Genomic DNA, 20,625 nt, shown 5'->3' with positions numbered 1-20,625 from the left:
AATTATTTAGTATATCACGAATTTCCATGAATTTAAATATGAATCTTTTACATATTTTTTTCTTTTAATTTCATCTCTTTTGTGATTTCTAACAATTCTTTTGCAGCTTTTCTAATATTCTTTGCACCGAAAATACCAGAAACAACAGCCACTCCATCTACACCTGTTCCTTTTAACTTCATAATCGTATCTTTATTAATTCCACCAATTGCAACAACTGGAATAGATACCGACTGACAAATTTTACTCATTTCTTCCATTGTAACAACGGTTGCCTCACTTTTCGTTGACGTTGCACAAACAGCTCCGACACCAAGATAATCTGCACCACCTTCTTCGGCTTTCATAGCTTCTTCCACATTATGGGCTGAAACTCCAATAATCTTATTTTCACCTAATAATTTCCTTACTTCTTCCACTGGCATATCATCCTGTCCCACATGGACTCCATCTGCATTAACTTTTCTTGCTATTTCTATATTATCATTTATAACGAAAGGAACCTTATACTGATCGGCAAGTTTTTTGATTTCTACCGCCTCTTTCAGAAAATCTTCTTCTGACAGTTTTTTTTCTCTAAGCTGCAGAAAAGAAATACCTCCTTCAAGTGCTTCTCTTACCTGTTCAATTAATGTCTGATCACCTGTCCATGCTGCATCTGTCACAGCATACAAAGTCATTGTTTCAGAATTTACTTTCAATTTTATTACCTCTTTCTATTTTTTTTGATGTGATGTTACTTATTTCATCGATCAGATTCATTCGAAATGATGATGTTCCTTTACTTTTTTTCTGTGCGTATTCTCCACTGACCCCCATTGTAATAACAGATGTTACGGCAGCCTCAAAAACATACTCCTGATTTGCCCCTGCAAAACTGCCCAGAATTCCATCCATCATACATCCTGTGCCGGTAATCCTTGCCATTTCCGGGGTTCCATTATAAATTACTACTGCCTTATCCTTATTTACCACTAAATCCACAGCTCCAGTAACCACAATCACCGCATTAGTTTCTTTTGATAACTTTCTTCCAATGTGAATCAGATCATCTATATTTTTTTCATCTGTTGCATCTACCTGACTTACATCTACTCCTAAAGCAGTTCCAGTTCCTTCACACACTGTTTTAATTTCTGAAACATTCCCTCGAATCACTGAAAATTTTACTTCTTTTAGTAATCTTTGTACAGCTTCTCTCCGAAATTTCGAAGCTCCGGCTCCCACAGGATCCAGTATCACAGGATGACCCAGAACATTTGCCCTTTTACCGGCAAGTATCATTGCTTCTAATTTATTTTTATTTAACGTACCCATATTAAGAACCAAAGACGTGCAATGCTCAGTGATCTCTTCCACCTCGTGAATATCTTCCGCCATAATCGGGGATGCCCCAATGGCCAAGATAACATTTGCCACATCATTTGCTGTAACATAATTTGTAATACAATGTACCAATGTCGGTCTTTCCTTAATATTTTGTAATAGTTTATCAACTATAAGGGATTCCATTAACTCCCTCCTCCCATTTTCCAATTCTCATATACTTAATGAATTATAGCACACTCACAAAAGGATTCACATCTTTTTCCTTTCCGAATAATATAAACTGTAAATAAATCTAGGAGGATTTAACATGAGTGATTTAGCTGCAACCGGCTGTGGAAGCTCCTGTAGTTCAGGATTCGGAGGAAACGGATGTCTTCTTTTGATCATCCTGCTTTTCTGCTGTGGAGGATGCGGAGATGGATTTGGAGGAGATGGATGCGGATGCGATAATATCATCTGGATCATCATCCTTCTCTGCTGCTGCGGTAATGGTTTTGGAAGTTCACATGGATGTGGATGCGGATGCTAATTTCTGCAGTAAACTAACAAAAGGGTGTCACCAACAGGTGGCACCTTTCCTTTTTAACAATATCCTTGCATTTCATCAGAAAATCTCTGATTTGAAATTGAAAACAGTCGGAGATTTTCTCCGACTGAAATATTTATCTAAAACATAAAATAATAATCAGTAAAACTAACCATGAAGATTTCTCTATACTTTGACATTTACAGTTACTATTTCTGCTCTTTTTCTGTCTCTCTATCTCCTGATGTTTTTTTCTTAAACATTCTTCATCCATCTCATAAACTGTATTTTCCTCTTCTACAAAAATTTCACTCATATTTTTTCTCACCTCCTAATACTATAGGATATGAGAGAAAAACCTAAGGTTGTGACAAAAATGGATCAAAAAAACAAGTCATGGGATCATTTTTTCCGAAATGACTCTTCAAATATGCTGGAAGACGCCCTTCCTTATCTTCCTTCCAGTTTAAAAAAGACAGCAGCTATCTATATCAAATTAACCGAACTTTTAAAGATCACCAGTGAATTTGATAATCAGCAAACCTTATCTGCCTGTGGTCTGGATCAAAACAATGCATCCATAGAGATGATTTTAAACGCCATGAAATTAAGGGCACCTAAAGAAACTGCTGCTCAAATTGATCAATTGCTTCAAATGATGCAATTGATGAAAGTTTATCAAACCTATCAGAATTTTGTTAACTCCAATCCTAATTTGGCATCATCTCTGTCATCTAATCAGGATAGTGACATTCTTTCCAAACTTATGCCAATGCTAATGTCTGGAAACACATCTACTCCAAATTCTTCTACACAAAAGTCTTCCAATACAGCTTTTATGGACCAGTTAAATCAAATTCTAAATAAATAAAAGGAGTTTATATTATGATGAATCAATCATGGAAAAATCATCCGGCATTAAAACAAATCGATCCAAGAAAACTGGAAATTATGGAACTTCTGATAAAACAATGTCAGGGAAAATCTCTGGAAACGATTCTCCCTGATTTAATGGCGGCCTCCAGCCGCATGTCTGAACAAGGACTGTCTTTTACAAATGAAGAAACTGCTATCATCATCGATGCGCTGAAATCAAATATGAGTCCTCAGGAACAGCAACGCATCGATATGCTTCGAAATTTTATTATGTAGATTAAATCAAAAAAGAACTGCTAATTCCTCCATCCACAACCAAATCAATTCCTGTAATAAACCTGGCTGCATCCGATGCCAGAAATGCCGCCGCCATACCAAGATCCTTTTCCTGGGTAAAACCTCGCATCGGAGTGCGGTCTTCAATTTCTTTCAATCGTTCTGGAGTTTTTAAATTTGTATTTTTCAGCATGTCTGTATATACAAAGCCAGGATTCAGACTATTCACGCGAATACCATAAGGACCCAAATCACGTGCTAGACTTCTGGCTAATCCTTTCATTCCACTTTTACAAACAGTATATGCCTGTATCTGATGCATACCAAGAATAGCAGCCAAAGAAGAAATAAAAATAATACACCCTGATCTTCTTTCTTTCATATGCTTTGCCACTGTTTGTGATAACATAAATGGTGCTTTTGCCTGAGTTTCAACTATCGTATCGAATTCTTCTGATTTAAAATCAAAATAATCTTTTTTAATATTGATTCCGGCATTATTTACAAGAATATCAATCGCTGATATTTTTTCCACCATCTCAATAAACTCTTCATGCTGTTTTGTATTAGTTACATCAAATTTATGCCAGCTACATCGTTCTCCAAGTTTTGCAGACGCTTCTTTCAATTTTTCTTCTCTGCGACCTACAATAACAATATCAGCTCCTGCATCATACATCTGTTCTGCGATAGCGAAACCAATCCCTGTGGCTCCTCCAGTAATCAGAGCCTTTTTCCCTTTTAAAGAAATTTCCTGAATCATTTGAAATCCTCCTTTATTCTAGTAACAATTCAGCCTGTGAAAGATACCCTCGAACTACATCACAGGAGTGATTAAATTCCTTCTTTTCACTGGAATTTAATTCAATTTCAATAATTTCTTCAATACCATTTCTTCCAATGACTGCAGGTACACCTGCTGCCACATCTCTTTGTCCATATTCGCCCTCCAAATGAACAGATAATGGCCAGATTCTTTTCTGGTCATGAAAAATAGCATTTACAATTTCACAAAAAGCAATGCCGATTCCAAATTCTGTACTCTTTTTCCCTTCAATAACCGTCATCCCCGCTTCACGTACCTGCTGCTGAAGATCCTCCAAAGTTATCTTACCAATCGTATCCGGATGTTCTTCCATAAGTTTATAAAATGGTTTCCCTCCAATGGTTACATGAGATAGTGGCACCATCTGAGAATCTCCATGTTCTCCCATACAAAAAGCACTAATGGAATTACGATCATATCCTGTTTTTTCCTCCAAAATTCGTTTTATTCGAAGGCTGTCCAAACTGGTCCCGGTACTAAAACATCGAAAACGTTCCATATGGAGTTTTTTTCTGAGGCACTCTCCAACCACATCTGCCGGATTGGTAATACTGATCAGAATACCTTTAAATGACACATCTTTTATTTTAGGAATAATATCTTTTAAGCGTTCCATGGAGTCACCAAACATATCCAACCTTGTTTCTCCTGGACGACGGCTTCTTCCAACTGCATTGACAAGAATCTGAGAATCCTCTAAATCCTCATAATTTCCGGCTCGCACAATGGTTTTTGTTGTTAAACATGCCCCCATATCATTTAAATCCAGCGCCTGACTTTCTGACTTTTTAACATCTGTATCAATAAATACAATTTCATCAGCAAGCCCTCTAAACATTAAGCTTGATGCACAGTGGGTTCCTACATGTCCAGCTCCTAAAATCGTGATTTTTCTTTTCTCCATCGTTTTCTCCTTTTGGTCCATTGCTTTTTCTGTCGTTTTTTATTATAAACACAAAAAAAGCAGAATTCAAGACAGTCCTCTGCCTGAACGCTGCTTATATATTCCTTATTGATATTCTACTACTGCATATGGTTTTCCGTTTTCATCACATAAAGCTACAACTATTCTTCCATCTTCTTTTGCAGTTTTAGGGTATATAACATCCCCTTCCAACGCCTGCTTCTTATATTCCACACGAATCTGGCTGTATTTTTCTTCTACAGATATTTCATTACATGCAATTTTAATATACTCATTATTATTTACATGATGATTACTATCTATCCAGTCCCTTTGAACTCTTAATGGTTCTCGTTTTTCCCATTCTTTTGGCAGTTTAATCTTTCTGGACTGATAATCCATTTCCAGTGGTTTTTCCGGCTGATATATATTAACCTCTTCTTTAGAAGGAATTTCCGGTCTTCCTGTTTTCATATCCACATAGACCCAAATAGAATTGGCATAAGCCAGTATTTCTCCATTTTTTGTTTTTAGTGTAAAATTTCTTGTGGCATGAAATTTATTAAATCCTGATGCCCATGTACTTACCTTGACAATATCACACTCCAAAGGCAACTGCCTGATTACAACCTGCCATGCATTTAACACCCATGTTTTTCCTTTTTGATCCAGATAATCCACTCCTACGCCCAGCTCTTCTGACTGAAAAGAGCTGCAATCCTGAAAATAATTAAATACTCCCGGTACCGATAATTTCCCTGATGGATCTAATTCACTATATCGAATCCTGCTTTCAAATGTATACATTATATTTCCTCATTTCTACATAAGATTTTAAATAATCATTAACAATGTTCCTGCAGTAATTAAGATTGCTCCCAAACATGACTTTAACGTAAATTGCTCATGTAAGAATACAACAGCCATAATCAGTGTAATCACAACACTAAATTTATCAACTGCTACCACCTTAGATGCTGCTCCAATCTGTAAAGCCTTATAATAACACAGCCATGATGAGCCTGTAGCCAGACCGGACAATATTAAAAATATCCAGCTTTTTCTACTTATTCCCATAATTCCACCCTGTGTATTGGTCAGAAAAACCATTCCCCATGCCATGATAACAACTACAACAGTCCGAACTGCTGTTGCAAGATTAGAATTCACACCATCAATTCCAACCTTGGCAAGAATCGAAGTCAATGCTGCAAATATTGCAGACATAAGTGCAAATATAAACCACATATGAATCCCTTCTTTCTTTTTCTTTTGTTTTCTATTTTATCATAAAATCCTTTTAACTCTCAATCAGGTCAATCCTATTGTTTCTCTTGAAAAGAACAAATCTCAAGTGTATACTTTCAATATGTATTCAAAAGAAACGGAGACAATAACTTATGTCATTTACAGGTATTTTTAAAGCTAAAGATGGATTAGTTGCAGTTGCAGATTCTAAAGCATCCATTGAAGATAACGGTAAGTTAGTAGAAGATATCAATCGAAATCCTGAAAAACTATTTCCTTTTACCAATGGAGTTGCTGTCACATTTGGTTCTAACCAGATTCTGGTTCAGAATTCTACAAAACTTTTTTCAACAAAAATCAATATCGAAGATCTGGTTTATGATTATTTAAACCAGAAACACACTCTTGATATGAATTTTTTTCAAACACTATTAATAAAAATGGGCACCAATCCATCCAATAAAGATCCTGTTAATTTTCTGATCGGACGTAAAATCCGTGCAGGTGAATATCAAATAGAACATCATCAGATTGGATATAACTACTATGCTGAACGCATCGGATCCAAAACGGATTTCTATTTCACCGGAGGAGAGGAATTATACCGCCGAGCATTTGATCAGATTGATTTTTTATCACATATTACTTCTGCAGATATTTTACAGAAATTTGTTGCAGCTAAACTGGAACAATTTATTAATTTCTATGATGAAACTTTATCATATAATCCAGTAGGAGGCATAGTAAAATCCTATATTTTAAGATAATAAAATTTAAAGACAGCGCAGACAATTAATATTAAATATCTGTGCTGTCTTTTACTTTTTCTATTTTACAACAATATTTACAATTCGTCCTGGTACATAGATTTCTTTCACGATATTTCCGGTAATTTTATCTCCAAGAGCTTCTTTTGCTTTGGCAAGAACAGAATCTTTTGCTTCATCTACACCAATAGTAACTTTTCCTCTGGCTTTTCCATTTATCTGAATAGCTATTTCAATTTCATCGTCTTTCATTGCTTCTTCATCATATGTTGGCCATGTTTGAGCGAATACGCTTTCTTCATGTCCCATTGCCTCCCATAATTCTTCTGCAATATGAGGAGCAAATGGTGCCAGAAGCACAATAGCTACTTCCAGAGTTTCTTTATCAATTCCATTCTTCTTAGCCATTGCTGTCATTGTATTTGTATGTTCCATAAATCCACTGACAACAGTATTCAGGCTGAAGTTATCTAAACGTGTTGTAATATCATAAATCAGTTTGTTACGTTCCTTGATCAGTTCTTTATCTTCAGTAACTTCTTTGTCTTTCTGATCCATTACCAGTTTATAGAATTTTGTCAGGAAACGATATACACCATCAATACCTCTTTCGTCCCATTCTGCATCCAGTTCTGGTGGTCCCACAAATAATTCATACATACGTAATGAATCACATCCGTAATCTCTTACCAGATCATCAGGTGACACAACATTACCCTTGGATTTACTCATCTTAATACCATTCTTACCAGTAATCATTCCCTGATTAAATAATTTGTGGAATGGTTCATCAAAATCTACAACTCCAATATCATACAGGAACTTTGTATAGAATCTTGAATACAGAAGATGTAAAACTGCATGCTCAACTCCACCGATATACATATCAACCGGCAGATACTTGTCTGCTTTTTCTCTTGATACTAATTCTTCATTATTCTTATTATCAATATATCTCAAGAAATACCATGAAGATCCTGCCCACTGAGGCATTGTATTTGTTTCTCTTTTCGCTGGTTTGCCACATACAGGACATTTACAGTTTACCCATTCTTCAATATCTGCCAACGGAGATTCTCCTGTTCCTGTTGGTTCATATTTTTCAACTTCTGGTAATTCCAGAGGCAGTTCTTCTTCTGGTACAGGTACCGCACCACAATCAGGACAATGAACAATCGGAATTGGTTCACCCCAGTAACGCTGACGGCTGAATACCCAGTCACGAAGCTTGTAGTTTGTAGTCTTTCTTCCAACACCCATTTCTTCGATAATTTCAGGAGCTTCTTCCTTCAGTTCTGCTGATTCTCTTCCGTTCCATTCACCGGAATTGATCATTACACCAGACGCATCTGTATATGCTGCTTCCATATTTTCAATTTCTTTTCCATCTTTGGAAATAACCTGAATAATCGGAATATCAAATTTTTTCGCAAATTCAAAGTCACGATCATCATGGGCAGGTACACACATGATTGCTCCTGTACCGTAATCAGCCAGTACATAATCGGATAACCAGATTGGTACTTTCTTTCCATTGATTGGATTGATAGCATAACTTCCTGTAAATACACCTGTTTTTTCTTTATCCTGCATACGATCTACAGAAGATTTTAATGATGCCTGATAAATATATTCTTCAACTGCATCTTTTGTTTCTTCTGTTGCCAGACCTTTTGCAAGTTCATGTTCTGGAGCTAATACCATAAAAGTTGCACCATGTAATGTATCTGGACGTGTTGTATAAACTGTGATTGTCTCATCAGTTCCATCAACTTTAAAATCAACTTCTGCACCGTGGCTCTTTCCAATCCATTCAGCCTGCATTTTTTTAACTTTTTCCGGCCAGTCAAGTTTATTAAGATCTTCTAACAGACGATCTGCATAAGCAGTAATCTTTAACATCCACTGTCTTAAATTCTTCTTTGTTACATCTGCTCCACAACGTTCACATTTTCCATTGACTACTTCTTCATTTGCAAGACCTGTCTTACATGAAGGGCACCAGTTGATTGGCATCTGTTTTTCATATGCCAGACCTTTTTTAAACATCTTTACGAAAATCCACTGTGTCCATTTATAGAAATCAGGATCTGTTGTATTTACTTCCATATCCCAGTCATAAATAGCTGCGATTTCATTAATCTGGCGCTTGATATTTTTAATATTTGCTTCTGTGGAAATACGAGGGTGGGTTCCCATCTTGATTGCATAGTTTTCTGCCGGAAGTCCGAACGCATCCCATCCCATTGGATGAATAATGTAATAACCGTTTAATAATTTGTAACGGCTCCATACATCACTGATTACATATCCTCTCCAGTGACCTACATGAAGTCCGCTTCCTGATGGATACGGAAACATATCCAGACAATAATATTTAGGTTTTTTCCCATCATTTACATTAACAGGATTTTCTTCCCAGCGTTTTCTCCATTTTTGTTCGATTGCCTTATGATTATAAGGTGTTGCCATACTTTTGTTCCTCCTAGCCGTAATATATTTATTCAAAAACGTCTGATCGCTTTGATAAGTTTTTCTAACTAATTTATTTTATCATATTGAAAATATGTGTCAACTGCACGGCATGGAAAATATTGAAAAAAGGACGTAATCTTAAAGCATTACGTCCCTGTTTTCTTTATTCTGCTGCTGTCGTTGTTTCAGTCTGTTCTGTTGTTGTCGGTTGTTCTGTTACCGGTTCTGATTTCTTAATATCAATTCTGATTTTTTTAGATATCTTAACTTTATTTAATCCCGTAACACAAACTGTCACTTCATATGATCCAGGAATATTCATTTTGTCAGATAATAATTCTAAATCAGAAATAGTAACTTTACCATATAAACTTGTTTTTCCATCGTAATCATACGCTGTAATTCCCGCATCCTGCTTTATTTCGTCCACTGTAGGTAAGACTGATCCCTGATCATAAAAAACTGTTGGGTTCTTTATATTCAGCGTTGCATTAGCATATTTAACAACCACTTTAATTGTTTTCTCTGCATAAACAGAAGTCTTATACTTATTGGTTACTTTGTACTTAATATAATAATTTCCTGCTTTCTTAAATTGATAAGCCTTTGCCTTACTATAAGAAGAGAATTTTGTGTACTTAGAAGCACCTGGGGTTTTAATATAAATGCTCATTGCACCGGTTCTTGATGCACCGCTTCTCTGTTTTGCTGTAACTCCAGATACTGCATTGGTTGGAACCGTCTTTCCAATCGTAAGTGTACGGTTCTTAGCTGTAATGATAGGTGCTCGCGTATCTACAACTTTTACTTTAAAGTCTTTGGATACTGTGGTTCCACCCTTGCTGGTAACTTTATATGTAATCTTGTAAGTTCCAAGACTCTTTGTAGAGAATTTCGCTTTTACATATTTCTTTTGCTTGCTGCTGTACTTTTTAACAGAATACTTGATTTTACTTGTTAAACTAACTTTGTTCTTCTGTTTTGCAGTAACACCTGACTTGATGCTGTATTTTTCTCCATATTGAACCGTCTTTTTCTTTTTCTTAGAAATGGCTATAGATGGTTTCAGCTTATTGTATGGATTATTTTTATCCGGATCTGTTGGATCCCAGTACATTTTTCTTGCAGTTTAAACTTTAATCCCTTTTGGTTTTCCAAGAGGGCCTGGATTCTTGCTGCTGTAAATGGTAACTTTAGTTCCCAGTGCACAATGATCATAAATCCATTTGGCATCTATAACAGACAATCTGACACATCCATGAGATGCTGTTGTCCCAAGTTTATTAAATTCTACTGTTGACTGACTTGCCTTACTATGGGAATAATACCAGACAGAATGGAATAATATTCCTCCATGGATTCTTGTACAATATTGTCCATAACTTGGACCATCCAATGTATGCCAGCGATACTTGGCAGGTGTATAAAATGTTCCTGCAGGAGTATTAGATCCTCCACAAGATACCAGAAAAGCTTTTACCGGTTTATATTTTCCGCTTTTCAACTGATAAACAGTAGCTACGTTTGCCTGCTTATTAACCTTGATCCAATATTTCGTTGCTGCCTTAACCTGAGTCTTTGGAGTGACAAATACCAAGCCAAATGCCATAACCAAAGCTAATAGCAATGCGCAGATCTTTTTACTTCGTATAATAAAATCTCTCATATATCTTCCTTTCATATTAATTTTTATCCAAATTTCTTTATCTATTATATATTCCTAATTTGGACTTGTAAATACTAAACAGTGTGATATTATTATTTTAAAAAAATTATATTTTATAAAGGAGGTCTTTATGATCACATTCAATCATTTCAATTTTAATGTTTTAGACCTGGAGAAAAGTCTGAAATTTTATAAAGAAGCATTAAATCTTACTCCTGTTCGTGAAAAAAATGCTTCTGACGGAAGTTTCAAACTTGTTTATCTAGGAGATGGTATTACTGATTTTCGTCTTGAACTGACCTGGCTAAAAGACCGTAAAGAACCATATAATCTGGGAGATGAGGAATTTCATCTGGCTATGGCCGTTGATAATTACGATGAACTTCATACAAAACATAAAGAAATGCAATGTATCTGTTATGAAAATCCTGATATGGGAATTTATTTTATCAATGACCCTGATGGTTACTGGATTGAAATTGTACCTGCAAAATAACAAAACAGACAATGCCGCCGGTTAATCTATCGGCGGCATTGCTGGTTCTAATCTATTCACATTTTTTCAAAAAAGCTTCATATCCTTTTTTCACTTCATAAATATCAGATTTACTTGTAATTTCCCAAGGGGCATGCATATTTAATACTGCTACTCCACAGTCAATGACATTCATCCCATAAGCTGCCGGAATATAAGCAATAGTTCCTCCTCCTCCAGCATCAACTTTTCCTAACTCTGCCGTTTGGAATGCTACTTTCTGGTCATCAAATATTTTACGAAGTTTTGCAATATACTCTGGACTTGCATCATTAGAACCAGATTTACCTCTTGCTCCTGTATATTTATTCAACACCAGTCCTTTCCCGAAATATGCTGCATTTTTCTTTTCCATTACACTCGGATAATTAGGATCAAAGGCTGCACTAACATCTGAAGAAAGCATAAAAGAATGTTGTAATGTCCTTCTCAATAAAAGATCATTGTATTGTCCAGTTAGTGCAAGAATTTCAGCTACTGTATTTTCAAAAAATCTGGAATGCATTCCTGTTGCTCCCACACTTCCGATTTCTTCTTTATCTACTAAAATACAGCATGCGGTTCTCTTTGGCGCTTCCACATTTAACATTGCTGCCAGAGATGTATAAGCACAGACTCTGTCATCCTGTCCATAAGACATAATCATGCTTCGATCCAATCCAAAATCCCTTGCTTTTCCAGCAGGTACTACCTCGATTTCTGCTGATAGGAAATCATCTTCTTCAATGTTATATTCTTCTTTTAAAAGATCAAGTATCTGTTTTTTCACTGCATCTTTTTCTTCATCTTTTGCAGGCCTGCTTCCAATCAGTACATTTAAGTCTTCACCTTCTACAACAACACTAGCCTTTTTCTCCATCTGTTTAGCGGATAAATGAACCAAAAGATCTGTAATTCCAACTACTGGTTCATCATCTTTTTCACCAATACATACAGAAACTTTTGTTCCGTCTTTTTTCACTACAACTCCATGCAATGCCATAGGAAGTGTTACCCATTGATATTTTTTCACACCACCATAATAGTGCGTATCAAGAAGTGCCATTTCTGTATCTTCGTATAAAGGATTCTGTTTCAGATCCAATCGCGGAGAATCAATATGAGCACCTAAAATATTCATTCCTGACTCCATTGAGTCTTGTCCTAATTGAAACAAAATAATTGCTTTTTCCATCCAGGTACGATAAACCTTATCTCCTGGTTTCAAAACAGTTCCTTCATCAATACATTGATCCAGATTTTTATATCCAGCCTTTCGGGCAAGTATGACAGACTGATCTACACATTCTCTTTCTGTCTTCCCATTGGATAAAAAGTCCTTATAATCTTCTGCCAGTGCAGTTAATTCCACCAGATCTTTTCCTTCATAAGTTGTCCATGCATTTTTTCTGTCCATTACAAAAATTCCTCCCATTCTTTTTCCTTAAATCCTACTAAAACAAAATGATCACCAATAACCAGTGGTCTCTTCACCAGCATTCCATCTGATGCCAGAAGATCATACTGCTCCTCTTCAGACATTTCAGGCAGACGATTCTTTAACTGAAGCTCTCTATATCTCATTCCACTGGTATTAAAAAAACGTTTCAGTGGCAAACCGCTTTTTTGATGCCATTGTTTTAATTCCTCTGCTGTAGGATTGTTTTCCACAATATGTCGATCTTCATATTCTTTTCCATTTTCATCTAACCATTTCTTTGCTTTTTTACAGGTTGAACATTTGGGATATTCTAAAAATAACATTTTTGTCTCCTTTCCATTTTCTTTGTTGTTTATCTTATCACATCATAGAAAAAAAATACAGACAGGAACTATTTCCTGTCTGCTTATATCATAAAGTCTTTCAATAATTCTCCAAAATACCACCAATAATCTTTTCCTGCTATATTTTCCCTTGAAATGATCATAGTCTCATGAACACATTTTTTGTTCTTATTATATTGTATTTTTCCTATGACATCTCCCTTTTTTATCGGAGCATCTATACTTGGTATGATTTTACAGCTGATTTCAATTTTATCTTTTTTCCTGAGAAAAAGTTTGACTTCATCCTCAGATAGTCTGACGGAAACATATTTTTTTGTGCCATGATTCACAGGAATCTTCCTTATTTTGCTAATATCCGGTTTAACATTTCTATATTCATATTGACTTGTTCCATAATTTATCAAACTTTTCACATCGCTCCATTTATAGCTTTTATGAGGCGGCCATCCACTTCCTAAAACTACCACAATCATTTTTATTCCATCTTTTTCCACTGCGCCTACATAACAATAACCAGCTTTTGATGTATATCCGGTCTTTCCGGATATTACCCCATTCATGGATCGCAGTAATGCATTATGATTCACACAGGTGAATTCCCTTTTTCCAGAACTATCTTGAAATGAATAACTTTCCTTCCTTGTAATATTTAAAAAACTCTGATTTTTTATACATTTACTCATAATTATTGCAAGATCATATGCCGTTGTACCATGAGCACCTTCAGCATTAGATGCATCCAATCCATTAGGGGTAACAAAATGTGTAGATTTCGCTCCCATTTTAGTGGCTTCCCTATTTATCTTCTTTGAAAAATTTTCAACACTTCCTGCAGCATACTCTGCAAGTACTACTGCACAATCATTAAATGATTCCAGCATCATGCCATATAGCATATCTTTTACTCTATATTTCTCTCCTGCATGCACACCAAGCCTGACTCTGGGCTGGGATGCTGCGTTGGAAGATACCTTTGCCCAGTCATTTATATTACAGTGATTCAGTATATATATACATGTCATAATCTTTGTTGTGCTTGCGTTTTGCATAAACACCTTTTCTGATTTTCCATACATAATTTCCTCAGTTTCTACTTCCATCAAAATTGCAGACTTGGCATATAATCTGATATCATCTGCATCAACAGGATTAACAGTAAAAAATGTTAAAAAAATAACTAAAAAAAATGAAATGATTTTTTTCATATTTCTTCCTTTCTTCCATCATCAAAAAGCACCTTCATATTTTTTGATGAGAGAGTATCTCATATCTGATATATGAAAAATATCATCTCATTATTCTTATAATTTTATAATAAATACGGGCATTGGAGGACAATTTGATTTATTGCAGAAATCCTGTCGCACAATAAAATATTGTCGGTCGTCAAGATTTTTCAAAAATTCCAATACCTGATCCCTCTCCTCAAATCCACTGTCTCCTCCGCTGTAAATACAAATACTCATGATTCCACCTGTCTTTAACAGACGAAATCCTTCCTGAAATGCCTGGATACTGGTTTCCGCCTTTGTTGCCAGACTATGATCTCCTCCTGGCAGATATCCCAGATTAAACATTATACATTGCACCGTTTCTGGTTCAGCATAGTTTCCCATATTTTCATGCCCATCCTGAATCAGTCTTGCCTCTACCAAATTACGTTCAAGTTTTTCCTTTGTAAGGTTTAGTGCTTCCTCCTGAATATCGAACGCTATAACCTTTCCTTCATTTCCCGTCTTCCTGCATAAAAATAAGGTATCATTGCCCTTCCCCATGGTCGCATCTATGCAAATATCCCCTGGCGAAATATATGAATCCAAAACTTTATGAACCCATTCTGTAATCGTAATTCGCATTTTATCTCCTTTTCTATCTAGTGAAAGAACAAAAAAGCTTCTCTTTCGAGAAGCCTTTCTTCTTAACTGCCATTAATAATATACAACAACAGGGTCTCCCTTTTCCACCATATTATATAGTGCTGATGCTGAATACGTAGGAAGATTTACGCATCCATGAGATCCATTGGAAATATATTCACTTCCACCAAATGAACTTCTCCATGGTGCAGAATGGAATCCAACATTTCCGATAAACGGCATCCAGTATTTTACATCTGAACTATATCCCTGACCAACTAATGTTGCACTGGGATCTTTGTAAAGAATATATGCAACACATTCTGGTGTTTTACGATCAGCTGTCATCTTTCCTGTTACACATGAAGTTGCGAATTTCTGTTTACCATTTTTATAATAGTACACAGTCTGCGCGCTGATATCCACCTCCACATATGTATCACCAATATCACCATTTATTCCATCGTATACTTTCCCCTTTGATCTCCAGTAAGGTTCTCTTGTCTCTTTCGTTCCATTTTGAAGCATCTTCTTAATTGCTGCTTCTTCCTTATCTTTACTGATTCTCCATCCATAAGGGCCGCCATAAATTTTTTTAACACGCCCATCATGAGTTTTAAATTTATGCCATCCATACTGAGTATTATATTTATACATAAATTTCAAAAGCCAGTTTTCCATTGAATTTTTATCAATGGTATATTCTACTTTATTTTTCTTAATCTTCATCCATTTATTATATGTATTCTTATCAAGTACAACTGTCCTCTTTCCAAATTTGTATGTAATACTTCCCTTAATTGCCTGATTCATTTTTTCTGTAAGATCTTTAATTTCTTTACTCTTGCTTGTATATTCAGGATTGTAATAACATTTTTTCTTTTCAAGATCAATGGTATTGATTCCATCACGAATATATTCATCCACTTTCTTTGACGTCTGTGTCAGCTTTAACTCTGTTCCTTCTTCTTCTTTTTGAATAATGAATTTACCATCTTTATATACCGGTTTAGCATCTGCAATTTTTATAATCTTTTTCTCATTAAAACAATTCAGCCTTTTGTATGCTTTTAAGAAAGTATTCTGATTATAGGAAAACATTGTAACATCATTATATTTTTCCCCTCCCAGCAAACCTTTAATCCACATAAATGAATTCTGCTGGTCTTTGATCAGCTGAATATCATCAGCCCCTTCAAAATTTGCCTGAATCTGATTCTTTGTTAATACTTCTTTTTGATTCTTTCGTTCTTTTATTGTAAGATTGTAAGTCTCTGCTTTTTTATCGAAGATTTCAACAACTTCTTTAACCGTAAGACCTGATACATCAACACCATTAATTTCTGTTCCGCACACAAAACTCTTGCTATAATAAAAAGCAACTATGCAGTAAATCACTACAAGAATACCAAGACCAATCCCTGTATAGTGTTTCCATGTTAATTTCTTCTCTTTCATAGTTAACCTCCTAAATCTAATAAATTATTATAATACAAATAACTTGAAATAACCATAGTTTTTTCCAGTTTCTTTTTTTAGAACATTGATAAATTTTTCACATTTTACTTGTCTTTAATCTTCCATGATGTTAAAATAATTATATTGGGTTAATCAAAGAAACTTAAAGTTTTGTTTTATATTTAGGAGGGACAATCATTATGTCATTTACTCAAGAATATCAGAAGAAATTAACTACAGCTTCTGAAGCAGTAAAAGTTATTAAATCAGGAGATCGTTTGGAATATGGGTGGTGTGTTAATACACCAGTTGCTTTAGATAAAGCACTTGCAGAACGTATGCCTGAACTGGAAAATATTCAGATTCACGGTGGAATTATCATGTGGCCTCTGGCAATTACCCAGATTGAAAATCCTGCTGATCATTTTACATGGAATTCCTGGCATATGTCCGGTCTGGAGAGAAAATGGATTAACGAAGGATTCTCTTTCTATGCACCAATTCGTTATTCAGAACTTCCAAGTTATTACCGCAACTGTCTTCCTAGAACAAATGTTGCAATGATGCAGGTTGCTCCTATGGATGAGCACGGATATTTCAATTTTGGACCTAGTGCATCTCATTTAGCTGCAATGCTTGAAAAAGCTGACTGTGTTATTGTAGAAGTTAATGAAAATATGCCTCGCTGCCTTGGTGGTTTTGAAGAAGGTGTTCATATTTCAAAAGTTGATATGATTGTAGAAGGAGATAATCCTGCTATTGCTGAAATGGGTGGTGGTGGAGCCGCTACTGATGTTGATAAGGCAGTGGCTAAATTAATCGTTGAACAGATTCCTAATGGTGCCTGCCTTCAGTTAGGTATTGGTGGTATGCCAAATGCTGTTGGTTCAATGATTGCTGAATCTGACTTAAAAGATCTTGGTGTTCATACCGAAATGTACGTTGATGCTTTTGTTGATATTGCAAAAGCGGGAAAAATAACCGGTGCAAACAAAAACATTGACCGTTATCGTCAGACATATGCATTTGCTGCAGGAACAAAGAAACTTTATGACTATATTGACAATAATCCTGCCTGCATGAGTGCACCTGTTGATTATACCAACAGTATTGCTACTGTATCATCTTTAGACAATTTCATTTCCATTAACAATGCTGTTGATGTTGACCTTTATGGACAGATTAGTTCTGAATCTTCAGGAATTAGACAAATCAGTGGTGCAGGCGGACAGCTTGATTTTGTAATGGGGGCATACTTATCTAAAGGTGGAAAGAGTTTTGTATGTTTATCTTCAACATTCACAAATAAAAAAGGAGAAACATTCTCAAGAATTCTCCCTACATTACATAATGGTTCTATTGTTACAGATACACGCGCAAATTCTCATTACATTGTCACTGAGTATGGTATGGTAAACTTAAAAGGATTATCCACATGGGAACGTGCTGAAGCATTAATCAGTATTGCTCATCCTGATTTCAGAGATCAGCTGATCAAAGATGCTGAAGCTGCTAACATCTGGAGAAGATCTAACAAATAATCTTAAATAGCCCAAAACATATTTTATGTATATCTATGCCTCCTTTTTTTCATAATAATAACATGGAGAAAAGGAGGCATCTTTATGTTAAATTCAAGAAAAGCAGCCATCATAGGGTGTGGTTTTGTCGGTGCAACAACCGCTTTTAGTCTTATGCACCAGGGATTATTCAGTGAACTGGTTTTAATTGATGTTGATCATAATAAAGCACAAGGTGAAGCCATGGACTTAAGCCATGGAAGACCTTATGTTGATACAGCAAAAATTTATTCTGGTTCCTATGATGACATTATCGACTGTTCTATTATCATCATTACCGCTGGTGCAAACCAAAAACCAAATGAAACTCGTCTAGACCTTGTCCAGAAAAATGTAAAAATATTTAAATCCATTATCCCGGAAATTACAAAAAGAAACTATGAAGGTATCCTTCTTATTGTTGCGAATCCTGTAGATATTCTTACTTACACAGCATATCGTCTGTCCGGTTTTCCAAGTAATCGGGTGTTTGGCTCTGGAACGGTTCTTGATTCTGCCCGTTTCCGCTATCTACTCAGTGAACATCTGGAAGTTGATACAGATAGCATCCATGCTTTCATTATAGGAGAACATGGAGATAGCGAACTAGCCGTTTGGAGTGGTGCTAATATAGCAGGGATTCCAATACATGATTTTTGCGAATTACGAGGATATTACAATCATCAGGATGCTATGGATAAAATCTATCAAAATGTTAAAAACAGTGCTTATCATATTATAGACAAAAAAGGAGCCACATATTATGGCGTTGCCATGGCAATTGGTCACATTGTCGAAAGTATTATAAGAAACAAAAATTCTGTACTTCCTGTTTCAAGCCTGTTAACAGGTCAGTATGGTCTTGAAGATTTATATCTTAGTATTCCGTCAATTGTAAATCGCACAGGCTCAGCACAAGTTCTTGAGATTGAATTAAATCATCAGGAGCAAAAACAATTAGAAGAATCTGCAAAAACTTTAAAATCCATCATAAATAAGCTGGATTTTTCTTAAATTCATGTAAAAATAAAATAAGGATGGATATCATCCTTATTTTATTTTTACTTGTTCAATATTTTTAATAATAATGGTACTTCCACCACCAGGCTCTTCAACAATTTCTATATTGTCTTTTGTATTATATTCTTCCATTGGAATCTTTATCTCAATTCCTGTATCAGTTTCTATCATCTGATATTCCAGCTTTCGTACAGTATTCTCTTTTGCTACTGTAAAAGTATCATATTGCATTTCATATCGTTCAATTTTCTCATCAAATTCCTGCTTCTTTCCCTGATGATCTCCAAATAACTTATCTCCAATCTCACTGACTTTAAATGCCTGATTTTCTTCAAATTCATTCCTTAATCGGCTCTTAGCTTCCAGACGCTTTGCAACACCATCCTCAGGATAACGATTATTAATGTCATTAATTACTTTATTTAAAATCTGAAACTTTTTCTTTGGGGCCATTTCAGCATAACATTGCAAAAACCGTTCTGACAGATAGTTAATCTTGTCTCCATTTAACATTTCATATTTCTTTTCAACAAGTTTTACCTTATACTCCATCAGATCAATAATCACGGCTTCCGTCAGTTTTGCCGAATCTGTCGGCATTACCCTCTGTTTTACAATATCATTAACATCATTTTCATCCTGTTTATGTATGTATGTTACTTTATAATTCATCTTCAATAACGCAAGATGAACTACACTTTGCACCTGAAATGTTACACACAATAAATCTGCAGCAGGAATAGTTATGCTATCACACATAATATCAAAAAGATTTTCCGCTAATACTCTAGTTGCCTCAACAAAACTCTCATCATCGGTTTCTTCCATAGTCTCCAGAAGACTCAGCACTGGAGAGATACTTCCATCAAATTGACATTTTTTTGTATCATCACTTTCAAGAATCTTAAAAATATGACCTCTGACAAATTCCATTAAATCTGGCCCCATATCCAGCAAGTCATTGGATAATCCAAGGTAACCATTATGACTGTCTAATATATGTAAAATACCTTTCCTGACAATAATATCATCTCGCTGTATTTTTATCATTTTACACCTCTCCTTTTATCTTTTACATGCAATCATATAATTCATATTAACAATTGAAGAAGCCATGGTTCCCTACTCCATGGCTTCCCGATGTATATGGTTGATTCCCCTAAACTCCCGCTTATTTGTAGAAATGTGACAGATACTTCATGGCCTGTTCCCTTAAGAACATCTTCAAAAAAAGATTTAGGACCCGAGGAATATTAAACAAATTCCATATGATCACTCAGCCATAGTCTTATCATTTGGTATCATTAAATCTCTCTACCTTCCTGGTAAAAAAAATCCATCCCTTGGATTACTCCTAGTGATGGCTACCTTATCAAGATATAATAAATATCCATTCACATCATCAATAATGTGGCAACCGGCTGTCATAGTTAATAACCTTAGACCCTTATGGCTTTGCGTCCTTATCTTTCAATAAGTTTGCCAATGAATATATATGAAAATCTCTACTTAATCATGCTATCATATTAAACTCTTT

At 35.4% G+C, this 20,625-nt stretch carries 23 protein-coding genes and 1 riboswitch; of the genes, 7 read left to right on the top strand and 16 right to left on the bottom strand.

Features of this window, described 5'->3' with window-relative positions; translation table 11 throughout:
* Positions 1 to 47 precede the first annotated feature (47 nt).
* Positions 48 to 701, bottom strand: a complete 654-nt coding sequence (gene thiE / locus KTB61_RS02220; protein WP_075758906.1) for a thiamine phosphate synthase — start codon at positions 699 to 701, stop codon at positions 48 to 50.
* Positions 685 to 1,512, bottom strand: coding sequence for a hydroxyethylthiazole kinase (gene thiM / locus KTB61_RS02215; protein WP_083638259.1), 828 nt, complete (start codon positions 1,510 to 1,512; stop codon positions 685 to 687). The genes thiE and thiM overlap by 17 nt, the downstream gene beginning before the upstream one ends.
* 124 nt (positions 1,513 to 1,636) lie before the next feature.
* Here thiM and KTB61_RS02210 point away from each other — a divergent pair, with 124 nt between their 5' ends.
* Positions 1,637 to 1,858, top strand: coding sequence for a chorion class high-cysteine HCB protein 13 (locus KTB61_RS02210; RefSeq protein ID WP_075758907.1), 222 nt, complete (start codon positions 1,637 to 1,639; stop codon positions 1,856 to 1,858).
* Positions 1,859 to 1,991: 133 nt separating this feature from the next.
* On the opposite strand, the gene KTB61_RS02205 is transcribed toward KTB61_RS02210, so the two are convergent.
* Complete coding sequence (locus KTB61_RS02205) at positions 1,992 to 2,171, bottom strand: hypothetical protein (RefSeq protein WP_075758908.1); 180 nt, start codon at positions 2,169 to 2,171, stop codon at positions 1,992 to 1,994.
* A 60-nt stretch (positions 2,172 to 2,231) separates the two neighbouring features.
* Here KTB61_RS02205 and KTB61_RS02200 point away from each other — a divergent pair, with 60 nt between their 5' ends.
* Both KTB61_RS02200 and KTB61_RS02195 read left to right on the top strand, forming a co-directional pair.
* Positions 2,232 to 2,726 (top strand): hypothetical protein, encoded by a 495-nt coding sequence (locus KTB61_RS02200; protein ID WP_230973574.1) that lies wholly within the window; start codon positions 2,232 to 2,234, stop codon positions 2,724 to 2,726.
* Between the two features lie 14 nt (positions 2,727 to 2,740).
* Positions 2,741 to 3,007, top strand: a complete 267-nt coding sequence (locus KTB61_RS02195) for a hypothetical protein (protein ID WP_230973573.1) — start codon at positions 2,741 to 2,743, stop codon at positions 3,005 to 3,007.
* 1 nt (position 3,008) lies between these two features.
* On the opposite strand, the gene KTB61_RS02190 is transcribed toward KTB61_RS02195, so the two are convergent.
* The 4 genes from KTB61_RS02190 to KTB61_RS02175 all read right to left on the bottom strand — a co-directional run bounded on the left by KTB61_RS02190 (position 3,009) and on the right by KTB61_RS02175 (position 5,985).
* Entirely contained in the window at positions 3,009 to 3,770 is a 762-nt protein-coding gene (locus tag KTB61_RS02190; protein WP_216696700.1) for an SDR family NAD(P)-dependent oxidoreductase, read from the bottom strand.
* 13 nt (positions 3,771 to 3,783) lie between these two features.
* Positions 3,784 to 4,737 (bottom strand): L-lactate dehydrogenase, encoded by a 954-nt coding sequence (locus KTB61_RS02185; protein ID WP_075758911.1) that lies wholly within the window; start codon positions 4,735 to 4,737, stop codon positions 3,784 to 3,786.
* 105 nt (positions 4,738 to 4,842) lie between these two features.
* Positions 4,843 to 5,544 (bottom strand): acyl-[acyl-carrier-protein] thioesterase, encoded by a 702-nt coding sequence (locus KTB61_RS02180; protein ID WP_216696699.1) that lies wholly within the window; start codon positions 5,542 to 5,544, stop codon positions 4,843 to 4,845.
* A gap of 27 nt (positions 5,545 to 5,571) precedes the next feature.
* Entirely contained in the window at positions 5,572 to 5,985 is a 414-nt protein-coding gene (locus KTB61_RS02175) for an EamA family transporter (protein ID WP_075758913.1), read from the bottom strand.
* 152 nt (positions 5,986 to 6,137) lie between these two features.
* Here KTB61_RS02175 and KTB61_RS02170 point away from each other — a divergent pair, with 152 nt between their 5' ends.
* The gene (locus tag KTB61_RS02170) at positions 6,138 to 6,752 is read left to right on the top strand and encodes a hypothetical protein (protein ID WP_216696698.1); all 615 of its coding nucleotides are present in this window, start codon (positions 6,138 to 6,140) and stop codon (positions 6,750 to 6,752) included.
* Between the two features lie 60 nt (positions 6,753 to 6,812).
* On the opposite strand, the gene leuS is transcribed toward KTB61_RS02170, so the two are convergent.
* The 3 genes from leuS to KTB61_RS12970 form a co-directional block, all read right to left on the bottom strand.
* The gene (gene leuS / locus KTB61_RS02165; protein ID WP_216696697.1) at positions 6,813 to 9,224 is read right to left on the bottom strand and encodes a leucine--tRNA ligase; all 2,412 of its coding nucleotides are present in this window, start codon (positions 9,222 to 9,224) and stop codon (positions 6,813 to 6,815) included.
* Positions 9,225 to 9,390: 166 nt separating this feature from the next.
* Positions 9,391 to 10,344 (bottom strand): hypothetical protein, encoded by a 954-nt coding sequence (locus tag KTB61_RS12975; RefSeq protein ID WP_230973572.1) that lies wholly within the window; start codon positions 10,342 to 10,344, stop codon positions 9,391 to 9,393.
* 12 nt (positions 10,345 to 10,356) lie between these two features.
* Complete coding sequence (locus tag KTB61_RS12970; RefSeq protein WP_230973571.1) at positions 10,357 to 10,893, bottom strand: L,D-transpeptidase; 537 nt, start codon at positions 10,891 to 10,893, stop codon at positions 10,357 to 10,359.
* A gap of 130 nt (positions 10,894 to 11,023) precedes the next feature.
* Between KTB61_RS12970 and KTB61_RS02155 the strand changes: the two genes are divergently transcribed.
* The gene (locus tag KTB61_RS02155) at positions 11,024 to 11,389 is read left to right on the top strand and encodes a VOC family protein (RefSeq protein WP_075758917.1); all 366 of its coding nucleotides are present in this window, start codon (positions 11,024 to 11,026) and stop codon (positions 11,387 to 11,389) included.
* A 52-nt stretch (positions 11,390 to 11,441) separates the two neighbouring features.
* Here the strand turns inward: KTB61_RS02155 and KTB61_RS02150 are convergent, their stop codons facing one another.
* The 5 genes from KTB61_RS02150 to KTB61_RS02130 all read right to left on the bottom strand — a co-directional run bounded on the left by KTB61_RS02150 (position 11,442) and on the right by KTB61_RS02130 (position 16,509).
* A complete protein-coding gene (locus KTB61_RS02150) occupies positions 11,442 to 12,824 on the bottom strand; it encodes an aminopeptidase (RefSeq protein WP_075760504.1) in 1,383 nt (460 codons plus the stop codon).
* Positions 12,824 to 13,171, bottom strand: a complete 348-nt coding sequence (locus KTB61_RS02145; protein WP_075758918.1) for an arsenate reductase family protein — start codon at positions 13,169 to 13,171, stop codon at positions 12,824 to 12,826. The genes KTB61_RS02150 and KTB61_RS02145 overlap by 1 nt, the downstream gene beginning before the upstream one ends.
* An 83-nt stretch (positions 13,172 to 13,254) precedes the next feature.
* A complete protein-coding gene (locus KTB61_RS02140; RefSeq protein ID WP_216696696.1) occupies positions 13,255 to 14,400 on the bottom strand; it encodes a D-alanyl-D-alanine carboxypeptidase family protein in 1,146 nt (381 codons plus the stop codon).
* Between the two features lie 96 nt (positions 14,401 to 14,496).
* Positions 14,497 to 15,051: a class I SAM-dependent methyltransferase gene (locus tag KTB61_RS02135; RefSeq protein ID WP_216696695.1), complete on the bottom strand. Its 555-nt coding sequence runs from the start codon at positions 15,049 to 15,051 to the stop codon at positions 14,497 to 14,499.
* A 72-nt stretch (positions 15,052 to 15,123) separates the two neighbouring features.
* Entirely contained in the window at positions 15,124 to 16,509 is a 1,386-nt protein-coding gene (locus tag KTB61_RS02130; RefSeq protein ID WP_216696694.1) for a L,D-transpeptidase family protein, read from the bottom strand.
* 200 nt (positions 16,510 to 16,709) lie between these two features.
* Between KTB61_RS02130 and KTB61_RS02125 the strand changes: the two genes are divergently transcribed.
* Both KTB61_RS02125 and KTB61_RS02120 read left to right on the top strand, forming a co-directional pair.
* Positions 16,710 to 18,050: a butyryl-CoA:acetate CoA-transferase gene (locus tag KTB61_RS02125; RefSeq protein ID WP_075758922.1), complete on the top strand. Its 1,341-nt coding sequence runs from the start codon at positions 16,710 to 16,712 to the stop codon at positions 18,048 to 18,050.
* Positions 18,051 to 18,134: 84 nt separating this feature from the next.
* Positions 18,135 to 19,082: an L-lactate dehydrogenase gene (locus KTB61_RS02120; RefSeq protein ID WP_216696693.1), complete on the top strand. Its 948-nt coding sequence runs from the start codon at positions 18,135 to 18,137 to the stop codon at positions 19,080 to 19,082.
* A 36-nt stretch (positions 19,083 to 19,118) separates the two neighbouring features.
* Here the strand turns inward: KTB61_RS02120 and KTB61_RS02115 are convergent, their stop codons facing one another.
* Entirely contained in the window at positions 19,119 to 20,138 is a 1,020-nt protein-coding gene (locus KTB61_RS02115) for a nucleoid-associated protein (RefSeq protein ID WP_216696692.1), read from the bottom strand.
* 359 nt (positions 20,139 to 20,497) lie between these two features.
* Positions 20,498 to 20,582: riboswitch (cyclic di-GMP riboswitch) on the bottom strand.
* Between the last annotated feature and the right edge of the window lie 43 nt (positions 20,583 to 20,625).

The sequence above is a fragment of the Anaerostipes faecalis genome (genome assembly GCF_018982945.1).
Lineage (GTDB): Bacteria > Bacillota > Clostridia > Lachnospirales > Lachnospiraceae > Anaerostipes > Anaerostipes faecalis.
Note: the sequence above shows the minus strand (reverse complement) of the source record. Positions and strands in the feature narration are given on the sequence as shown.